Annotated in this window: 14 protein-coding genes; 2 read left to right on the top strand and 12 right to left on the bottom strand. The window is 54.4% G+C overall.

Going from position 1 to position 20308, the window contains the following annotated elements; all coding sequences use genetic code 11:
* Window positions 1-3: 3 nt before the first annotated feature.
* The 5 genes from ptsP to AC07P6_RS20100 are packed head-to-tail and all read right to left on the bottom strand — an operon-like array spanning window position 4 to window position 6258.
* Window positions 4-2499 (bottom strand): phosphoenolpyruvate--protein phosphotransferase, encoded by a 2496-nt coding sequence (gene ptsP, locus AC07P6_RS20080; RefSeq protein WP_478314371.1) that lies wholly within the window; start codon window positions 2497-2499, stop codon window positions 4-6.
* A 26-nt stretch (window positions 2500-2525) separates the two neighbouring features.
* Complete coding sequence (gene ypdE, locus AC07P6_RS20085) at window positions 2526-3563, bottom strand: aminopeptidase (RefSeq protein ID WP_304257684.1); 1038 nt, start codon at window positions 3561-3563, stop codon at window positions 2526-2528.
* A complete protein-coding gene (ypdF, locus tag AC07P6_RS20090; protein ID WP_478314372.1) occupies window positions 3563-4645 on the bottom strand; it encodes an aminopeptidase in 1083 nt (360 codons plus the stop codon). The genes ypdE and ypdF overlap by 1 nt, the downstream gene beginning before the upstream one ends.
* 18 nt (window positions 4646-4663) lie before the next feature.
* Window positions 4664-5911, bottom strand: a complete 1248-nt coding sequence (locus AC07P6_RS20095) for a PTS fructose transporter subunit IIC (protein ID WP_110275126.1) — start codon at window positions 5909-5911, stop codon at window positions 4664-4666.
* A 20-nt stretch (window positions 5912-5931) separates the two neighbouring features.
* Entirely contained in the window at window positions 5932-6258 is a 327-nt protein-coding gene (locus tag AC07P6_RS20100; protein ID WP_112214623.1) for a PTS fructose transporter subunit IIB, read from the bottom strand.
* A gap of 756 nt (window positions 6259-7014) precedes the next feature.
* Between AC07P6_RS20100 and AC07P6_RS20105 the strand changes: the two genes are divergently transcribed.
* Window positions 7015-8094: a porin gene (locus tag AC07P6_RS20105; RefSeq protein ID WP_478314373.1), complete on the top strand. Its 1080-nt coding sequence runs from the start codon at window positions 7015-7017 to the stop codon at window positions 8092-8094.
* A 187-nt stretch (window positions 8095-8281) separates the two neighbouring features.
* The gene (locus AC07P6_RS20110; RefSeq protein WP_181482816.1) at window positions 8282-9472 is read left to right on the top strand and encodes an amino acid aminotransferase; all 1191 of its coding nucleotides are present in this window, start codon (window positions 8282-8284) and stop codon (window positions 9470-9472) included.
* Window positions 9473-9536: 64 nt separating this feature from the next.
* On the opposite strand, the gene AC07P6_RS20115 is transcribed toward AC07P6_RS20110, so the two are convergent.
* From AC07P6_RS20115 to cmoM, 7 genes are all read right to left on the bottom strand, one after another.
* A complete protein-coding gene (locus tag AC07P6_RS20115) occupies window positions 9537-10184 on the bottom strand; it encodes an MBL fold metallo-hydrolase (RefSeq protein WP_478314375.1) in 648 nt (215 codons plus the stop codon).
* Window positions 10185-10197: 13 nt separating this feature from the next.
* Window positions 10198-10749 (bottom strand): peptidoglycan L,D-endopeptidase MepK, encoded by a 552-nt coding sequence (mepK, locus tag AC07P6_RS20120; RefSeq protein ID WP_110275398.1) that lies wholly within the window; start codon window positions 10747-10749, stop codon window positions 10198-10200.
* Window positions 10750-11049: 300 nt separating this feature from the next.
* On the bottom strand, window positions 11050-12843 hold the full coding sequence (ldtD, locus tag AC07P6_RS20125) for a L,D-transpeptidase (protein ID WP_478314377.1): 1794 nt from the start codon (window positions 12841-12843) through the stop codon (window positions 11050-11052).
* 183 nt (window positions 12844-13026) lie between these two features.
* Window positions 13027-17475, bottom strand: coding sequence for a chromosome partition protein MukB (gene mukB / locus AC07P6_RS20130; protein WP_478314379.1), 4449 nt, complete (start codon window positions 17473-17475; stop codon window positions 13027-13029).
* On the bottom strand, window positions 17475-18179 hold the full coding sequence (gene mukE / locus AC07P6_RS20135; RefSeq protein ID WP_110275138.1) for a chromosome partition protein MukE: 705 nt from the start codon (window positions 18177-18179) through the stop codon (window positions 17475-17477). The genes mukB and mukE overlap by 1 nt, the downstream gene beginning before the upstream one ends.
* On the bottom strand, window positions 18160-19482 hold the full coding sequence (mukF, locus tag AC07P6_RS20140; RefSeq protein WP_142512458.1) for a chromosome partition protein MukF: 1323 nt from the start codon (window positions 19480-19482) through the stop codon (window positions 18160-18162). The genes mukE and mukF overlap by 20 nt, the downstream gene beginning before the upstream one ends.
* Before the next feature lie 3 nt (window positions 19483-19485).
* Entirely contained in the window at window positions 19486-20265 is a 780-nt protein-coding gene (gene cmoM / locus AC07P6_RS20145; protein WP_181482820.1) for a tRNA uridine 5-oxyacetic acid(34) methyltransferase CmoM, read from the bottom strand.
* Between the last annotated feature and the right edge of the window lie 43 nt (window positions 20266-20308).

Consider the following 20308-nt stretch of genomic DNA (forward strand, 5'->3'; position numbering starts at 1 on the left):
GTATCAGAACGTCAACTCCGCTTCCAGCAGCGCCAAAATGCTTTCGGCATTTTCAGCAGCGAACAGCGACTGACGGAAGTTTTTATTCACCAGTTTGCGCGCCAGCTGCGAAAAGACCTTCACATGGTTAATACCTTCGTCAGCACCGAGCGTCAACATAATGACCAGCTCCACCTCTCCCATTTCTGACTGCCAGTCGATGGGCTGAGTGAGGCGAGCAATGCTGATGCTGGAGTGGCGAATCCACTCTGATTTTGTATGCGGTATCGCCACGCCAAACCCGACCGCCGTAGTGACAATCTCCTCACGCTGCCAGACATCCTCTTCCAGCTCAAACGGATGTTCGGTACGCCCGTTAACGCCGAGGTTACCGCACAGGAACTGAATGACCTGCTCTTTGTTGGTGAGCGCTTCGCCGACGAAGATATTTTCCCGCGCCAGTAGTGGACGGACATCGTCTTGCGGCGCGAACTGATTGAGCAATTCCTCGATCTCCTGCGCACTGCGACATTCGCACGCCCGCAACGCCAGCTCCCGGCAGGCCTGGCTATCGAGCTGACGCAGCTGGCTTTTCACTGCCGGAATACGCGGACTGCTCATACTGAGCTCATCCAGCTCCAACCCGAGAAGCAACGGCAAATAGCGGCGTTCACCGCCCAGCTCGCCGCATATACCAACCCATTTTCCATGCTGATGCGCCACGCGGATAATCTGTTGTAGCATACGCAGGAATGAGGGCGTAATCGGATTATACAGCGTTGAGACGCGCGGATTATTACGATCGACGGCGTACAAATATTGCGTCATATCGTTCGAGCCGATGCTGAAGAAATCCACCTCATCGCAGAAGTGATCGATGATGTAGCAAACCGAAGGCACTTCAACCATGATGCCCAGCGGAAGAGCCTCTACGTGGCGTAAGCCTTCTGTTTTCAGCTCTGCTATCGCTTTTTGCAGCTCGCTCTTGACCCATAAAATCTGATCGAGGCTGTGGACCATTGGGATCATCAACTGCGCGTTGCCAAACGTGGCCGCCCGCAGGACAGCGCGAAGTTGGGTACGAAACAATCCGGCGAACTCAGGGTAAATACGCACCGCGCGATAGCCAAGGAACGGGTTATCCTCCTGTGGGATCTTGAGATAGGGTATATTTTTATCACCACCAATATCCATAGTGCGAAAAATCACCGTTTTCTCACCGGCCGCCAGCAATACCTGCTGGTAGGCCTCAAACTGCTCCTGTTCGTCCGGGGCGCTGTCGCGGTCCATAAACAGCATTTCTGTACGAAACAGACCGATACCTTCAGCGCCGTTAACAAATGCGCCTGGGGCCTCCAGCGCAGTGCCAATGTTCGCCGCGATATCAATACGCTGATTATCTCGCGACAGTCCAGGCTGGGCGGCATCTCGCGCCTGGCGCTGCTGACGCTTACCCGCCAGATTTTGGGCGACCGCATAATAACCACTGACGGCGGCATCCGGATTAATAGCCAGCACGCCGCACTGGGCATCAAGCACCGCAGGCTTACCGGCATAACGCCCGATAGCCTCCAGCGGCAATCCGCTCAGCACCGGGATGGCAGAGGCGCGAGCCAGAATCAGAGTATGCGAGGTGCGCCCGGTTTTCTCCAGAATCATCCCGGACAGATGCTGTAAATCAAGGCTCAAAAACTGGCTTGGCGTCAGGTCTTCTGCCACAAGGATCGTCGGCTGATTCAAGACCAGCGCATTGCGCGGACGCCGCTCGGGCCAGGTGATATGCAGTAGCTGTTCGCTGATATCACGGATATCGCTCACCCGTTCGCGCAGGTAGTCGCTGGCAGATGCCGAGAGCTTGTCGCACACCTCCTCCATATTAGCAATAATCGCCGCGCCCAGCCCCTTTTGCTGTTCAACCATCAGGCGGCGAATGTTGCCCGCAAACTCATCATCCTGAATAAGCGACAGATGCGCGCTGAGAATGGTTTTACTCTCACCGTCACGTTCACGCAGCTGTTGATTAAGCTGTTCCGCAAGCGTCGCCAGACTATGTTCCAGCCGGGTGTTATCTTGCGCATTCGCCGGGATCGCCCGAAAGCAGTCCAGGCTATCGCTCTGCCACAAAACAAGCTCACCCGAGCCAACGCCGGTTGCCAGCACCGTACCGTACAGAACGTCCGGGTTTAGACGAGTCAGGGAACGCGGCAGCGGGTGCGCCTCCAGTTCGGCTGCCGTCGGCTGGACGCTGTCACTGTCAATAAAGCGGTGCTGAAGATAATCCTCCAGCGATCTTCTGGCCTGCTCTTCATCGCTGCCGTTAATGCTCAAGCTACAGCTGTCATTAAACAACGTACCGGTACCAATCAGCGCCAGCGAGCTTTTCGCATCCGCCCGCGCGTTGTGGCGATGATTGATAAACGTGATGTCGCTTTGCCACTGCCCGCACTGCTCTTTCAGCTCCCACGCGGGGCGCGCGTGCAGACCGTTTGGCAACGGGCAGAGAAATTGAATCGTTAACATAACCGCTCCTGATTAGCGCGAGGAAATCATCTGAAATCCTGCAAATGAGCCACCGTCTCGCGCGTAAGACGAGTAATAAGGGCCGATAAAAGTTGGTGCGTCCAGTTAATGTCCCGGCAATCGGCAATTGATACGGCACAGTGTCCATGACGAGTGGCCGGCCCTATCACCACCGTCGGGATCCCGGTTCCGCTCAGATGAACCGCCCCGCCATCCGTTCCGCCATTGCTGAACATATCCAGTTGAAGCGGTACGTTGATCTCTGCGGCGACACTCTCTACCCAGGCGGTCAGTTTAGGCGGCGCAATTAACGATTTGTCGGCAAGCACCAGCATCGGTCCTTTGCCAATTTGTCGATGGTTTGCTGCGCCATAATCGAAGTTTTTCGCCCAGCAGGCGGTGTCCAGCACAATGGCGACATCCGGTGCGACCGCACGGGCCGCCGTTTGTCCACCGCGCAACCCAACTTCTTCGCTGGAACTGGCTACCAGCCAGATTTCCGCGGGCAGTTCCGTTGCATGCCATTCGCGCAGCAGGCTGATTAACAGATAGCATCCCAGCCGGTCGTCAAAGGCTTTACCCATCACCCGCTGATGCGGCAGTTCCTGAAGTGCAGAGTCGAAGGTCACCCGATCTCCGGGATAAACCCCCGCCTGAATAACCTCATCATAAGAGCGAGCGCCGATATCGACGCGCAGTGCGCCAACCTCATTCCCGCTACGTTCACCGTCAAGCAACCCGGGGATTTTGCTGCCCTTACGAGTGGTGATTCGCACCGGCTGGAGCTGACGCGCCGCCGTTCGCACGTTGCCCACCGGCAGCACGTCAATCGCCCCTTCAGCCGAGATGCTGCGCACGATAAATCCCACTTCATCCATGTGCGCGCAGATCATCACTTTTGGACCGTCCGATTGATTCAGGCGGATCAGCACCGATCCCAAACCATCGAAACGCACCTCTTTATGTAGGCTCTCCGCTTCCGCCAGTAAAATCTGGCGCACCTCCTGCTCCGAGGAGGCAATTGCATCCGCCTCGCTCAGCGCTTTCAATAGCGATAAATCCATTACGCGACTCCTGTCAGTAACACGGTTTTTGGCATGGCATAGAGCACCTCGGCACCGTCTGGCTTCACCAGCACTACATCTTCAATGCGCACGCCGCCCTGTCCCGGAAGATAAATACCTGGCTCGACGGTCAGCAGCATGCCCACTTCCAGCACCGTGGTATCCGCTGGCGAAAAACGCGGGTCTTCATGCACCTCAATGCCAATGGCGTGTCCGGTATTGTGGCCAAAATAGTCACCATAGCCCGCTGCGGATATAACCTGACGCGCGGCGGCGTCCACCTCGCAACAGCGCACGCCCGGACGAATCGCCGCTACCGCCGCGAGCTGGGCCTCAAGCACAATCTGATAGACAGGCCAAAGCGGGTTCTCTTGCGTCACGCCTGCTCCGGGCAGCAAAAAAGTGCGCGTCATATCAGAGCAATAGCCACGATACTGCGCCCCGAGATCCAGGGTGATAAACTCCCCTGCCTCAACGCGCTTGTCGCTGGCTTTCCCATGCGGTAGCGCACCGCGCCAGCCGCTGGCGACGATGGTATCGAATGAGGCTTTTTCCGCCCCTTGCATCCGCATAAACCACTCCAGCTCGGCGGCTATCTCCCTCTCACGCAGACCTGGCTGAATAAAGCAGCGGATATGTTCCACACTCACATCAGCAATCCGACAGGCTTCTCGAATGCAGGCGATTTCTTCCACCGTTTTAATCCGTCTTAGCGTATCGAGAGGGGCGCTCACCAGCCTGACCGATAATGCCTCCTGCCATGCGCGCGCCGTTTCCCAGCTAACCTGCTCACCTTCAAATCCCACCGATTTCAGTTTTTCGGCATCGATGAGCGGGTTCACGACGGTCGTCATCGTCTGCTCGCCGCCGAGCAAGTGAAGTTGATAACCGCTGACGCGAGCCTCGACGTCAGCGTAGTAGCGGGAATCGACCAGGATATGCGCACTTTGGCGGCTGACAAACACAAACCCAGAACTACTGGAGATCCCCAGATGCGGCTGCTTATTCTGTCGTGACGAAATCAGCACCGCATCCAGTTGCTGCGCCTCTAGCCATTCGCGCAGTGATGCAAGTAAGGTCATAATGGCAATCCCTTAAAATTAGAGGCTTTCGATCAGCAACTTGCCTCTGCGGTACATCATATTGCGTAAGAAGACGACCATCAGCGCCGTAATCACCGCCCCCAACAGGATCCCCGCCATATAAACGCCGAGATTGCTGACCAGCGGCCATGCCCAGATAGCCGATTCCGGGAACCACTGCACCGCCCCCAGCCATACCGCAGTGGTCGAGCCCACAATCGCACCCACCATATACGACGGAATAGCGGTGATCGGGCTTTCCAGCGCGAACGGAATCGCCCCTTCGCTGATCCCCATAAAGGCGAGGAACATTGCCGTTTTACCTTGCGGATAGAGTTGAGCGCTGAACAGGCGTTTGCCAGTTAAGCGACGATCGATAATCGTCGCCAGCCCCAGACCAATTGGCGGAATAACGATAGCGATAGAACGCGCGGTCACCGGCAGCACGTGATCGGTGGTGAAGCTGAACGCCACAAATCCCGCCGCTTTGTTGATTGGGCCGCCGAGGTCGATAGCCGTTGCCGCCGAAATTCCCATCGCGTACATCAACGTGCCCTTCTCTCCCGCCGCCGTCAGCAGGGCGCGAATGCCGCCGTTGATCCAGCCGCCGAACGGCGTAATCACGTAATACATCGCCAGCATGACGAAAACTGCGGAGAGAATGGGCAGTAAAAAGGTGGTTTTGAACGCCAGCAGGAAACCGGGAAGCTGGATTTTTTGGTTCATCCACTTCACCAGATACCCGGCGACAACCGAAATAATCAGCGCACCAATGAAGGTTGATGGCACCGGTGCGCTCGTCACCCATTGCAGGCTTGCAGGGTCAAAATTGAGCAGTTGCGTGGGCTGGGTGGACATCAGGCCGCCGATAAACCCCGCAGGAAACGCCAGCTTGCCGCCGATGGAGTTAGCGACAAAGGCAGCAAACATCGGAATAGCAAAGCCAAACAGCACACCGCCGAAAGATTGCGATAGCCACGCAAACTTGAGTAATGAAAGGTTAAAACCGTCGAATTTACCGCTGTTAAGCGCATCCATAATGCCGATGTCAGCGGGAATTTTCAGCCAGCTATAGGCAATCAATTGGGAAAAGGCGAGGATCACCCCGCCCATAATTAACGTCGGTACCATGCGCGAAATTCCCGACATCACATGCTGCGGTAATTCGCCCCAGAAGCTGTTGCGGGAGGCCTGAGGATTTTTTATAACCGCGGCCGCCCCTGATGCGCCAGGCACAACGGTTGCACTGCGTTTTTTAATGGCCATACGTGTATCCCTGTCGACAATTATTGTTGTTCTGCGGCAAGCATCTCTTCAATTTCTTTTATGATTCCTGCGGCGTTTTTGATCGCATCCTGTAGCGTGATTTCATAGACGTCGCGGGTCTCAAAGCGCTCGTTGTCTTCTGGCGTTACGGCGACAGAATGGATAATTAACGTCGCTTCGGCGATATCCTGCGCTGTCAGGCGGTTTTGAATACCATCCGCCCCCTGGGTTTCAATTTTCACTTCATATCCGGCTTCAATCGCCGCCTCTTCCAGCGCCTGCGCCGCCATAAAGGTATGGGCCAGCCCCATCGGACATGCGCAGACTGCAATCAGTTTTTTACTCATTTCAAGCTCCTCGTGATAGTTAACGAGAGAAATTATGGCTGCGGGTAAGCGATCGTTGTTATCAGAGAAATAATGCTTTTGCTGGACAAATAATCCCGTCATTCGGAATTGTGACGAGGGTCGGATTGGCGATTCTAAGACGAAAAATGCGCCGGCTCGCGGTCTTACCAGACTCACCAGCAGCATAAAATTATGTCCGTGAAACCCTACGTCACTACGGAGCCGCAACCTCTTTTGTCAGGAAACTTAAACATCAACCTTGTTTATTCACATTTATGTTACTCACTATTTCGATACCCGACGGACACAAAAACCGCACCTTATGTTCATAAATTGCCAAACCGGCTGATTATTTTGCTCATTTTTCAACCAATGACCGCACAACTTGCAAAGACAATCATTGAATAAAAAAGAAGCAAAATAGTGACAAAAAATGCATGAATGCTCTCTTATCTAAATTAATCATAATTAATTCATATAGATATATATGAAGAGTGAGTTTTATCGGTAAATCAGAGCGGAATGTTGATTGAGTTCACAAAGTTCCCTTAAATACACATTTAGTTACACACGGTTTCCCTTAGTTACTCATATGCGACATTGGTAGCATTTTCCGGCTAGCGAAACGTTGTTCTGGATGGAAAGATGCCTCCAGACACCAAACTATCATCAATAGTTCCGTAAATTTTTATTGACAGAACTTATTGGCGGCAGTGGCAAGTGTTCATATAAAAATATAAATGAGGGTAATAAATAATGATGAAGCGCAAAATTCTGGCAGCGGTAATTCCTGCCCTGCTGGTAGCCGGTGCAGCTAACGCTGCAGAAATCTATAACAAAAACGGCAACAAACTGGACTTTTACGGAAAAATGGTTGGCGAGCACGTCTGGACCACTAACGGTGACACCAGCAGCGACGACACCACCTACGCCCGTATCGGCCTGAAAGGCGAAACCCAAATCAACGAACAGCTGATCGGTTATGGCCAGTGGGAATACAACATGGATGCGTCCAACGTTGAAGGTTCCCAGACCACCAAAACCCGTCTGGCTTTCGCAGGCTTAAAAGCAGGTGAATACGGTTCATTCGACTACGGTCGTAACTACGGTGCGATCTACGACGTTGAAGCTGCAACCGATATGCTGGTTGAATGGGGTGGCGATGGTTGGAACTACACCGACAACTTTATGACCGGCCGTACCAACGGCGTAGCAACCTACCGTAACTCTGACTTCTTCGGTCTGGTTGATGGTCTGAGCTTCGCGCTGCAGTATCAGGGTAAAAACAAAGACCGCGCTGTGAAGAAACAAAACGGCGACGGCATGAGCACCTCGGCAACCTACGCGTTTGACAACGGTATTGCGCTTTCCGCAGGCTATGCTAACTCCAGCCGCAGCGGCGATCAGAAAGCTGACCGTCAGGGCGAGAAAGCTGAAGCATGGGCAACCTCCGCTAAGTATGATGCGAACAACGTCTACGCCGCAGTCATGTACTCTCAGACCTACAACATGACTCCGGAAAACGAAGGCAACTACTTCGCTAACAAAACTCAGAACTTCGAAGCTGTTGTTCAGTATCAGTTCGACTTCGGTCTGCGTCCGTCCATCGGTTACGTCCAGACTAAAGGTAAAGACCTGCGCTCTCGCGCTGGCTTCTCCGGCGGCGATGCTGACCTGGTTAAATACGTCGAAGTGGGTACCTGGTACTACTTCAACAAGAACATGAACGTTTACGCTGCGTATAAATTCAACCAGCTGGACGACAACGACTACACCAAAGCTGCTGGCGTTGCTACCGACGACCAAGCTGCAGTGGGTATCGTTTACCAGTTCTAATCAGCAGTACACCCCTTCGTGATATGCCTAAAAAGCAGGACTTCGGTCCTGCTTTTCTGCGTTCCTAAGATGAAGATCGTAACTTTTGAAAACCTTCTCGCTTTTAGTCGCAAACGGTTGGCAATTTGTAAATCTCCCGTTACCCTGATAGCGGATTTCCCTTCAGTAATCACAATGGAACCTCGTCATGTTTGAGAAAATTACTGCCGCCCCCGCCGACCCTATTTTGGGCCTGGCCGATCTATTTCGTGCCGATGACCGCCCAACAAAAATTAACCTTGGAATTGGTGTTTATAAAGATGAAACAGGTAAGACACCAGTCCTGACCAGCGTGAAAAAAGCAGAGCAATATCTGCTGGAAAATGAAACCACCAAGAATTATCTGGGCATCGACGGTATTCCAGAATTTGGTCGTTGCACCCAGGAGCTCCTGTTTGGCAAAGGAAGCGCGATTATTAATGATAAACGCGCGCGTACCGCCCAGACTCCGGGCGGTACCGGTGGCCTGCGCGTTGCCGCAGACTTCCTGGCGAAGAATACCGATGCTAAACGCATTTGGGTGAGCAACCCTAGCTGGCCGAACCACAAAAGCGTGTTTAACTCAGCCGGGCTGGAAGTTTGCGAATACGCTTACTACGATGCGGCTAACCACCGGCTTGACTTCGACGGTCTGCTGGCCAGCCTGAACGAAGCGCAGGCTGGCGATGTCGTACTGTTCCACGGCTGCTGCCACAACCCAACCGGTATCGATCCGACGCTGGAACAGTGGCAACAGCTGGCGCAGCTGTCCGTAGAGAAAGGCTGGCTGCCGCTGTTTGACTTCGCCTATCAGGGTTTTGCTCGTGGTCTGGAAGAAGATGCTGAAGGCCTGCGTGCGTTTGCCGCGCTGCATAAAGAGCTGCTGGTTGCGAGCTCCTACTCGAAGAACTTCGGCCTGTACAATGAACGCGTAGGCGCCTGTACGCTGGTTGCTGCTGACCAGGAAACGGTAGACCGTGCTTTCAGCCAGATGAAGTCCGTTATTCGCGCTAACTACTCTAACCCACCGGCTCACGGTGCTTCGATAGTGGCGACGATTCTCAGCAATGACGCGCTGCGCGCTATCTGGGAACAAGAGCTGACCGATATGCGCCAGCGTATTCAGCGCATGCGTCTGCTGTTCGTAAATACCCTGCAAGAGAAAGGCGCGAGCCGCGACTTCTCCTTCATCATTCAGCAGAACGGGATGTTCTCGTTCAGCGGCCTGACCAAAGAGCAGGTTCTGCGTCTGCGTGAAGAGTTCGCGATTTACGCCGTGGCATCCGGGCGTATTAACGTCGCCGGTATGACACCGGACAACATGGCCCCGCTGTGCGAAGCGATTGTTGCCGTGCTCTAACCTTGTCTTAAAAAAACAAAAGGCCGCATCTGCGGCCTTTTTTACATCCTTCAATCCGGCATCATTACCAGACCGGCATTTCATCCTGCAGAAAAGGGTTATGCAGGCGCTCATAGCCCAGAGTCGACATAGGACCGTGACCGGGAATAAACGACACGTCATCGCCCAGCGGCAATAATTTGCGTTTTATCGCCTCGATCAACTGATTGTGATCGCCGCGCGGGAAGTCGCTACGCCCTACTCCGCCTTTGAAAATCACATCACCAGAAATCAGTAGTCTGGAAGCATCGTCAAAGAAGACCACATGCCCGGGGGTGTGGCCAGGGCAATGCAGCACCTGCAGGGAAATATTCCCCACGCTAACCACATCGCCCTCATTCAACCAGTGATCCGGTTGTAGCGGCTGGCACTCATCCAGACCAAACATCCGGCTTTGCGCGGGTAATCCTTCCAGCCAGAACTCATCTTCTTTTTCCGGACCGATAATCGGCACGCCGTAATGTTGTGCCAGTTCCGCCGCGGCGCCTACGTGATCGAGATGACCGTGAGTGAGCAGAATCTGCATCAGGCTAACACCTGCCGCCGTCACTTCCTGTTTGATTCGCTCAGCGTCACCGCCAGGATCGACCAGAGCCGCCAGCCGGGTTTGTTCACACCAGATCAAAGAACAGTTCTGCGCGAACGCGGTAACCGGAATAATACGATAGTTCATGATGCTCCTTTCGTTACCAGTGCCGTACCGGCCCGGTATCAATATGCACAAAGTTGCTACGTGGGTAATATCCTACACCACCTGTGCGCATAGATAACGCCGCTTTGCGAACATTGCTTAACGAAATGCCTTCAATATGAAAATCCATAGCCTGGCCCTTAGTGTGGTAGCTATGCTTCGCCACACCACGGCTTCGTGCCCGAAGTTCATCATTAGTATCGAGGGAACGATAACCAGAGATGAGCTGGACAGGCTTGTTGGTGCCAATTAATCCCTGCAAGCGATAGAGTTGATCGAACAAACCAGGATCGATGGATTTAATTTTATTCGCGCGGTAGTCGCGGAAAAAATGATTAAGTCTTGCTAATTCATCCTGAATATAGCCTCTGCCATCGAAAAACTCCGCCTTGAGTGATTCACCAGTATGCAGGTTGTTCAGCGTCAAAATACGCGGTCGGGGGGTCGAGAGGGTGGCAAATGCCGGCGCAGGCAGAATGGCAGCAGCACCGAGCGCAGCTCCACCTAACGCCAGCAGTTTGCGGCGATTAGCGTCAAATTTGTCCATGATAATCAGGTCTACAGGTAAATGAATCGTAATATACTTTTCCCGCAATCCGCCTGTTAGCCGCCAGCACGCGCTCACCTCCCTGACAGCCAATAAATATCAGCCACAGAGAATTTGCTGCTTACCGCCACACGCATTTGCAGGATTATATGTATATGCACTTCTGGCGCACGAAAGGCACCTTACCGGGCATTATTGCCAACGTCAAGGTAGCCCAACCCCAGTAAACTCGGGCCTTGCAGACAACAAGGCCCGTTTTCACACAAAGATAGGACAACCGAATCCGTTGAACTACTTCATTTATCTGATTAATTGTTCAGCTTTAGACAGGATTTGTGCGCTGGATCGCGCGGTGAGATCGTAATTGTAAATATCTGTTCGATATTGTGTACGTCCATCCGTACCAACAAAGGCGGTCAAATAATAGAGATTAACCGGGATATTCTGGCGAATATTCACGTAGCGGGTATTGCCCTGCTTGAGCGCATCTGAAATTCGCGCATCGTTCCAGCCAGCATCCTGCAGCAGCATATTCGCCAGCTCCGAAGCTTTATTAACGCGCACGCATCCGGAGCTCAAAGCTCGACCGTCTCTCTGGAACAGATTATGGTTCGGCGTATCGTGCAAATAGATAGCATCCGAACTCGGCATATTAAATTTATAACGCCCCAGCGAATTACGCGCACCAGGTGCTTGCTGGAAGCGGAACGGTAAATTCGATGCCGTTATGGTCTCCCAATCAACCTGCCACGGATCAATCGCTTCTTTACTGTTCCAGCCGCGCATAAGCGTATAACCATGCTGCTCAAGATAGCCTGGATTATTGCGCACCTTCGGCAGGATATCTTTACGCGCCAGCGTCGGCGGCACATTCCACGGCGGGTTAACCACCACGTTGTTCAGCGCGCTGCTCATCATCGGCGTTTTGCGATCCGGACGGCCAACGATAACCCGCGATGCCAGCACCTGGCTGCCATCCTGGTAGTAGACCAGCGAAAACGCCGGGATATTGACCATAATTCCGGTCGACAAATTGCCCGGCAGCAAGCGCAAACGCTGAATATTCAGCGCCAACACGCCAGCACGCTGCGCTGGTGAAACATTGAGCCAATCACGAGTTGCCGGGCCAATGACCCCATCAGCCCCTAAACCTTGCCACGCCTGGAAGCGCTCAACACCTTCAACTAATTGCCGATCGTAAACGCCGCGACCGCTGCTTTTGGCCGTTTTCTCAGCGGATGGACTAACAGCTTCATCGCCAGGCAAAGCAATTTTGGCAGAATCATCCAGCATGCCAGTGCGCTGTAAAATTTCACGCAGCGCGCCTGCATCGTTGCTCCACTCCCCAGGACGCAGCGATGCCTTACTGGTGAGCTGCGGCCATGGACGCGAATCGGCAACCTGGGCTAATAACGCCTGGTGCATAGCAGCATACTGCGGATGCTGTGGCGAAAGACCGGCGATAAACTGCGGTAGCGAACCGTTATCCAGCGCCTGCTGCCACAGGTTAATGACTGATAGCGGCGGCGTCGACATCGTGTACGGTTTAGTACCATACAGCCAGCGATTACCCTGCGTCGGAATACCGCTAATAAAATGCAAATAACCCATCATGGCATCGGATAAGACAACGTCACGCGCCAGGCCGTTGACCGCCGGGTCGGTCAGCAGCTCTACCCATTTAGTGAACTGCGGTTGAAAACCGGCGATAGCGACTTCAGCCAGCTGTTGTTGAAACGCCTGCACCGCCTCACGATTATCCCACATCGGTTTCATGTCCCTGGCCGCATACAGCGATACCAGTGGATTCATAAATACCGGCTGATAACCGGACGGCAGAACGGCCTGAATATCGGCACGACTTTTTATCGCCGCATCGGCGGGAAGCGCCTGCTCACCGGCCATTTTGGCGACCGCTGCAGATTGGCCTTCGCTCTGGCCCAGCGCAGAAGAGAGCTCTCCGATAGTTGCAGAGCTGTCTGTTGGTACAACTTCAGGCTCTTCGGCCTGGACATTGAACAGTGGAGCAAATGCAAAAGCCAGGCTCAGGCTGAGCACCGACAATTGACGACCATACCATTTCTTTAGCAACATCCCTTGCCCCCTGTTAACACATTGCCGCCCGCAAAATTGGGGCTCACTTTCAGTATATGAAGACGAAAACGCTTTTGCCTTCCCAAATGTAAAGAAGTTAAAAGATTATACAATCCTAAAATACAGGAACGGATAACAAAAAGGGCGACATCATGCCGCCCTTTGACTGGTCACCGAATAGACCTACGAAGCATCAGCCGTTCCCGGCAGCGTTTCAGGTAGCTGTGGGGCAAAGCCACGCAGCCCAACGACATGCACATGCTCGTGGTTATTCACCACTTTACGCACCAGTTTGTAAGTCGTCCCTTTTTCCGGGCTGATATTTTCAGGTGCCGCGATAATCAACTGCATTTCCAGACGATCGCACAGCTCGAACAGCGTCGCGATAGAACGGGCATCCAGACGCGCCGCTTCATCAAGGAACAGCAGACGACACGGCGAGATATCTTTGCCGCGCAGGCGCAGGGATTCATCTTCCCAGCTTTGCACCACCATCACCAGAATCGACATCCCGGTACCGATAGCCTCACCAGTTGACAACGCCCCGGACTCCGCACGCAGCCAGCCGTCAGAACCACGGTTAACTTCGACTTCCATCTCCAGATAGTTACGGTAATCGAGCAGCTCCTCGCCAATGGTTTGCGGCGTGCGCTGGCCCATATCTATCTGCGGATTCAGGCGCTGATACAGCTTCGCCAACGCTTCCGAGAAGGTCAGACGGTTGCTGTTAAACAGGTCCTGATGCTGCTCGTGCTGCTCAGACAACACGTCCAGCAGCGTCGAGTGGGTCTCCCGTACATTGACGTTCAGACGCACGCTGTTGACCTGACCGAAGGAGACGCTCTGCAGCCCCTGGTTGAGCATACGAATACGGTTCTGCTCGCGCTGGATGGTCTTGCGGATGATATTGGCCACGCTGCGAGAGCTAATAGCCAGCTTCTGCTCGCGGTTGGTCAGCTCTTCCGTCAGACGGCTGAGTTCAATCTCCATCTGCTCAATCGCTTCGACCGGATCGTCGGTACGGATGATGTCCTGGCGAATACGCTCGCGCAGATGCTGATAGACGGCGACGAAGAACTGAATTTTACGTTCCGGGCGCTTCGGATCTTCAGAAACACGCAGTACATCGCGTAGATGCTCGTTATCCGATACCGCCAGACGCAGCGCGCCGAGCGCCTTATCCGACATTGAACGCAGCTCGTCAGCAGAAAGGTAAGCCAGCTCACGGCGATGCAGACGACGTTCTACGCCGTTGTCTTTCACCAGGCGCATCACCGCGCACCAGCCCGCTTTGGCGCTCACCACCTGTTCGCGCATTTCGCAGTAATCGCGCTCCAGCTTACGCAGCTTGCGGGTCAGGTTGTCCATTTCTGCTTCGCAGAAGGTCAACGCTTTCTCGAGCTGATTACGCCGCGAACGATTGTTGCTGAGCTGAGCATGCAGCTCATCACGACGCAGGCGGGCGCGCTCTTCAGCACCCGCATCAGCGCGTACGCCGATATCCTGCAATTCTTTATGCAGATCGTTGAGCAGCTCTTTTTTGGTGTCGTACGAGCTTTTCAGCGATGCCAGTACCTGGTTGTACTGGTTGAGCTGCGCGGCGTGGGTACGTAGCGCTTCACGAGTTCGGGCGCGTTCCGCTTCCGCCTGCTCAAGACGCTGACGCAGCTTCTCGTTCAGATCGCTATTCCCACTCAGCATCTCTGCTGAATCCGAGTAGCTAAAGTGGGCACGGCGCTGCACCACTTCGGTCAGCGCAAACGCCTGTTGACGCGCATCGCGTTGAGTCTGCTGCGAATACGCGTAATCTTCTTTTAACTGTTCAAACTGTTCCGGGTCGCTCTGGAGAACGGAAACTATCGGCTCCAGTTTCGCCAGTTGGTTTCCATGCTGCTGGACGAAACGCGCGGCTTCCTGCGCTTCATCAAGACGCTCCTGGATTTCATCAACACGATCGGCCAGCGAGTCGTCGGCCAGCAGATTCAGGCGCGGTAGCAGACGGTTGAGCGCCGAAACGCCCTCTTTCGCCTGATCATACTGTACCCGGTTTTGCTGGTTATCGCTCTCGTGCGCGCTAAGCGCCCGTTCCAGCTCGCCGCGACGGGTGTTGAGTTTACGAATTTCTTCTTCCGGATCGTCCTCAAAAGCGACAGCCAGATGATTGCCGATAAAGCGGCTGAACGCCTGATGCAAACGCTGAGTTTTCTGCACATCAAACGACAGCGTCGCAAAACGTTCTGACAGACCTTCACGCTCAGCGTGCAGCGTTTCAACGCGACTTTCGCGCGCGGCGCGGCCAAACAGCGGCAGCGTCGGAAAGCGTGAATAGCGCCACTGGCGATCGGCAATCTTAACGACAACCGCTTTTTCCAGTTCATCAACGCTGAATACGCTGTCATCAAACGACTGCGGATCCCCCTCGATCAGATAGAGATCTTCCGGACAATCTTCCAGCCCTTCCAGCTGTTCAGCAATGCGCGACAGGTCCGGTACCACAATCGCGTGGCGGGACGGTCCGTATAGCGCGGAGTAATACGGTGCATCGTCGAGGCTAACGTCATCATAGATTTCTGACAGCAGCACGCCGCCGAAACGCTCGGCTAACGCATTCAGGCGCTGATCTTCAGAGCCGCCCGGCTGACTGAGACGCTCAATTTCATCGTCGATAGCGCGCTTGCGGGCACCGACTTCGTCACGCTCGACGATGGCCTCGCGTTCACGCTCCAGCAACTGCTGGAGATATTCAGTGACGTCCTGGCTTGATTCAAACTGCTCACCGCTCTGCTCGCAAAGCTGGTTGAGACTGTTCTGCGCTGCCAGCCAGATTGGCGCGCGGCGCATCAGAGTCTGGGTGCGCGATTGCAGCTGCTCCAGTTCCTGACGCAGGGTCATGCGCCGTTCACTGGCGGAAGAGACGCTGTCAGACAACGAAGCAATACGGGCTTCCAATTCCTGATGCAGCGCTTCCAGCTCGTCGATATCGTAGCGTTTGCCCTGACGTTTGCAGAACTCGGTCAGCTGGCGCTCGGCATCCTGCTGCTCACGCAGGCGCTGTTCAAGTTCAGTCAGGCGACTGCGCAGCCCGTGGGCCTGCTCAGCCTGATGCCGCTGATTGACGCCATCGCGCAGGAGTTCGCGTGCTACGTCCCAGGCCTCGTTACGCGCCAGCGGGCCGTTGATCGATGCCACCAGCTGATACGCCTGCTCGAACTGGCTGTGCGCGGTTTGCGCCACGCTCATTTTCTGGTCCAGCGACAGCATTTTCTCCGTCGCTTCCTGCTCTTTCGCCTGGAAGGTTTCCAGCCACTCGTCGGCGCTCTCCGGGGTTAAGTCCGGCAGATGGCAGAGGGCTTTTGCCCGCTCCAGCGCCTGCAGCGCCTGGTTATACTGAATCGCACGAGTCTGCTGCACATCCAGCGCCTGCTGGTAGTCGGCCAGCTGGTTTTTCAGCTCATCCACTTCCAGCTCAGCGGCTTCGGCGCGGGCTTCGTTCTCTTCCTGCTGGTCAGAAGCTTCCGCCACCACTTCATTTTGTTCTTCGAGGCGAATCTGCAGCTCATCAAGATCCGCTTCATAACGCTCGATTTTTTCCTGCTGGCGCAGAGCGGTTTGCACCAGGTTCAGGTGGTCGCTGGCGGCCTGGTAATCGGCTTCCAGATCGCCTTCCGCTCCGTTATGTTCCTGCAGTTCGCGCGCCATATCGACGTGTTTGTACTGCTCGGCGGCAAGCTGGGCGCGGGAAGTAAACAGATCCCGGCGGTATTCCAGCGCTTTGTCGAGATGAATACGTCGCTCGTTGGCGTGGCGCATATAGTCAGCCGCCACGTAGTTGGTGGCTTCGCTGATCAGATGTTTGAACAGATCGCGGTCGGACTGCGTGACGCGAATCGCTTCCAGCGTCATGCGGTTTTCGCGCAACGCTGCTTCCATATCCTGGAACGCTTTACGTACGCCGCTGTTTTCCGGCAGCAGGTAATCGCGCAGCGAACGGGTAATGGTGCTCGAAATCCCTCCGTACAGAGAGGCTTCGATCAGGCGATAGTATTTGCTACGGTCCGAGGCCGAACGCAGGCGACGAGCCACCACGCCCAGGTCAAACATCAGCGAGTGATATTCGGTGATAGAGTTGAACTGCTTGAACTGCACCCCTTCCATCGCTTCGAGTTTATCTTTCAGCTCGTTGAGCGTAACGACACGCGCCTGGCGTTCGTTAAGGGTTTCAGTTAGCAACTGAGTCGGCTGAATGGAGGTCGGCAGGCCCTGAATCGCAAAAGGTTTGATATCGACTTTACGATCGCGACCAGCGACCTGCTGTAGACGAACCCCAACCACCACGCGCTGGTGACGAGAGTTGATAACGTCCAGCACTGAGTAACAAACCCCGGCGCGCAGCTTACCGTGCAGACCTTTGTCGCGCGAACCGCTGGTGGCCCCGGCTTCCGTGGTGTTACGGAAGTGCAGCAGCGTAAGGTCCGGGATCAGCGCCGTAACGAAAGCCGCCATGGTTGTGGATTTACCGGCACCGTTACCGCCCGAAAGCGTGGTCACCAGTTCATCGAGATCAAAAGTACGGGCAAAAAAACCGTTCCAGTTAACCAGCGTCAGCGAGCGAAATTTACCGCGTTCAATCATTACTCTTCCTCCCCGCTATCCGGCTGATTCTCTTCATTCTCATCATTGAGCTGCAGGCGATTTTCCAGCGCCATGGCTTCGCCGTCGCGGATCATGCGCAGCTGCGCTTCGCGTGGATCGTCTCCAGCACGTACGTCAGCCCCGAAGCGGAAGACCGATTCAGTGATGCGGAATTTGCTGCTGTCATGGCCCATAAACCACACCATGCCAAGACGGCGCAGACGGTTAAGCGAGGCGCGCATTTTTTCCTGCAGTTTCTGACGGTCAAGGTCGGAACCAGTGGAGCGATTATTCACCAGCTTCAGCAGTTTCGCTTCATCCGCCAGAGTCAGCAGCTCATCATAAAGCTCCTGCTGGGTGAAGATACCTTCATTCGCCAGACGTTCCGGGCTCAGGTAGAGGTAGCAAAGAATTTTACCCACCATCATATCCAGCTCGGAGAGCACCGAACGCGGGATAAGCGTGGTGGAACGCGGACGCAGGTAGAAAAATCCCTCCGGCGCGCGAATCAGCTCAACGTTATAGCGAGCATAAAACTCTTCCAGGTAATCCTGAAAATCCATTAAAAAGGCGTGATTATCCAGCTCGTCGAGACCGACGTGACGGCCCGCGCGCAGGGCGCTATCCAGCGCCGGGAATAACGGATTAGCCAACGCTTGCGCCAGTTTAACCGGCATCACTTGTTCAATATTTGTCGATGACATGCGCCTGTACCTTGGCTCCGTAATCATTAATCGGCTGCCATTTGGCTGGCAGTCCGGTGAAATCTGCTTGCGCTACGCCCAAACGTACCGCCTGGTCGACAACGATTCGCGCAACGTCAAAGTGGCGCGCACGCGGATACTGCGCCAGATATTCGCGTACCACCAGACCGAGATCCAGCGGCAGGCCTTTATCTTTATAAATCGCCAGTTGAGATTCGATGAGCGCCGCAAGCTGCTCGCGAATTTCGTTAAACTCTTCGTACTCAAGATCCGCAGGAAGTTCCCCGGTTACTTCTTCATCATGCAGCGCCATCTCTTCATCGCGCATATCAAGCAGGCGATCGGCGCTAGCATGAGTGAGTGCCCACGGTGCATCAAAGTAGGTCTGAACCGACTGACGCAGGCGCTGAGCGAAGACGCGGTTCTTATCCATATCAATCGCGGTACGGATAAACTTGTGCACGTGGCGATCGTAGCCAATCCACAGGTCAATAGCCTGTTGGCCCCAACTGACGATACGGTCCAGCTTGCTTTGCAGATCGAAAACCAGGCGATCGACGAAGTTAAGATCGTCGCGGGCCATGGTCGAATCCTGAATGCGCAGCAGGTTTGCCTGCAGCTTATCGCCGGCTGCATCCAGCGTATCCTGCAGTTCACGCAGAGTACCGGAGGTTTCCGACAGCAACAGTTCACAGCTGGAAATCGCCGCCCGCCAGTCTTTGTTCAACAGCTGAGCAATGTCGTCTTTCACCAACTGCTGCTGTTCGTCCATGATTCGTTGGGTGAGATCGATACTGTCGAAAATTTCCGCTACCGAGTATTTCAGCGGTGCGAACACATTACGGTGCCAGTGGAACTCATCGCCTCCCTCTTCTGCAGAGTCAGCGGCACGCTTTAGCTCACCGGCAACGATCGATAGCTGCATCGACAGACGCAGGGTGGAGAACTCACGCTGGCGAATATAGTAATCGGTAATGCCGATGCCTAAAGGCGTCAGGCGATAAATGGCATTGCCTTCGGTAATTTCGCTGGTAAAGCGGTTCAGCAGACGCTGGCGCACCATATCATTAATGGCATTATTGGCACGCTGGCTGATGGTTTCGCTGGTCTGCTCAAACGCATCACTGACGTGGCGGAACGCGTCCACCAGTTCTCCCTCGGTCATTTCCCCTTCCATCCGCTCACCGTTCAGCGTGGCAATCGCCAGCAGGAAAGAGAGTCTGTCGACCGGCAGCGAAATAGAAAAATCATTTTTCCTGGCCCAGGCAACCAGTTCGGGGACTGTCTGGGAAAATTCACTCATAGTTTATCCTTGCATCTGCGGCTTAAGCGCGGTGACATGAATGTAACGACCCAGGCTGATATACGGCTCCTGGCGACAGTAGCGCGTTTCCAGCTCCAGTAGCGCCGCAAACTTGTCGTGCTGTTGGCGTTTTTCACGCAGATAATCATGAAACACTCGCACTCCGGTCTTACCGGTAATCTGCCAGCCAATTTCTTCCAGCCAGCCATAAACCTGCTGCGGATCGCGCGGGTAATCCGGCGATAGCGTGCGTTTTTTCTTTTTCGGCATACCTAATTGCACATAGTCTAAATTTCCGACAACGATATTGCGCATCAATAGACCGTTAGCATTGTAGAACATGAGCGACAACGCGCCGCCGGGACGTAACATTGACCACAGCGTACGCAGCATCGCCTGCGGCTCGGCTACCCATTCCAGCACCGCATGAAACAGTATCAGATCGACAGGACTTTCCAAATGCTGCTCAATATCCTGAGCTGCGCATTGTACAAAATGCATGTTGTCGATCACACCTTTATCGGTAGCAGCCTGTCGGGCACGAGCCACCATTTCGCCGGAAAGATCGCATAATGTGACATGGTGGCCCATTTCCGCCACTTTGATTGCCGTTTGCCCTTCGCCGCCGCCCGCGTCAAGAACCCGCAGTGGTCCCGGCCCCATCTGGCTGAGCAGCGGTTGCAGATCCTGCCAGAGGATCGCCTGCCGCAGCTGGCCCTTGGTGGTACCGTAGATATTGCGCGAGAGCTTATCAGCAATATCATCGAAATTACGATCCTTCACGGATGACTCCACACGCCAACACAAAGCCGCTATTTTGTCATAC

The organism is Klebsiella sp. GFKo11, from assembly GCF_056490265.1.

What these genes read in the sequence shown, in the direction of transcription:
- AC07P6_RS20115 (WP_478314375.1), bottom strand. Translation starts at nt 10,184, where the DNA reads ATGAACTATCGTATTATTCCGGTTACCGCGTTCGCGCAGAACTGTTCT.
- mukF (WP_142512458.1), bottom strand. Translation starts at nt 19,482, where the DNA reads ATGAGTGAATTTTCCCAGACAGTCCCCGAACTGGTTGCCTGGGCCAGG.
- AC07P6_RS20100 (WP_112214623.1), bottom strand. Translation starts at nt 6,258, where the DNA reads ATGAGTAAAAAACTGATTGCAGTCTGCGCATGTCCGATGGGGCTGGCC.
- AC07P6_RS20110 (WP_181482816.1), top strand. Translation starts at nt 8,282, where the DNA reads ATGTTTGAGAAAATTACTGCCGCCCCCGCCGACCCTATTTTGGGCCTG.
- ptsP (WP_478314371.1), bottom strand. Translation starts at nt 2,499, where the DNA reads ATGTTAACGATTCAATTTCTCTGCCCGTTGCCAAACGGTCTGCACGCG.
- mukE (WP_110275138.1), bottom strand. Translation starts at nt 18,179, where the DNA reads ATGTCATCGACAAATATTGAACAAGTGATGCCGGTTAAACTGGCGCAA.
- mepK (WP_110275398.1), bottom strand. Translation starts at nt 10,749, where the DNA reads ATGGACAAATTTGACGCTAATCGCCGCAAACTGCTGGCGTTAGGTGGA.
- AC07P6_RS20105 (WP_478314373.1), top strand. Translation starts at nt 7,015, where the DNA reads ATGATGAAGCGCAAAATTCTGGCAGCGGTAATTCCTGCCCTGCTGGTA.
- ypdF (WP_478314372.1), bottom strand. Translation starts at nt 4,645, where the DNA reads ATGACCTTACTTGCATCACTGCGCGAATGGCTAGAGGCGCAGCAACTG.
- AC07P6_RS20095 (WP_110275126.1), bottom strand. Translation starts at nt 5,911, where the DNA reads ATGGCCATTAAAAAACGCAGTGCAACCGTTGTGCCTGGCGCATCAGGG.
- ldtD (WP_478314377.1), bottom strand. Translation starts at nt 12,843, where the DNA reads ATGTTGCTAAAGAAATGGTATGGTCGTCAATTGTCGGTGCTCAGCCTG.
- mukB (WP_478314379.1), bottom strand. Translation starts at nt 17,475, where the DNA reads ATGATTGAACGCGGTAAATTTCGCTCGCTGACGCTGGTTAACTGGAAC.
- ypdE (WP_304257684.1), bottom strand. Translation starts at nt 3,563, where the DNA reads ATGGATTTATCGCTATTGAAAGCGCTGAGCGAGGCGGATGCAATTGCC.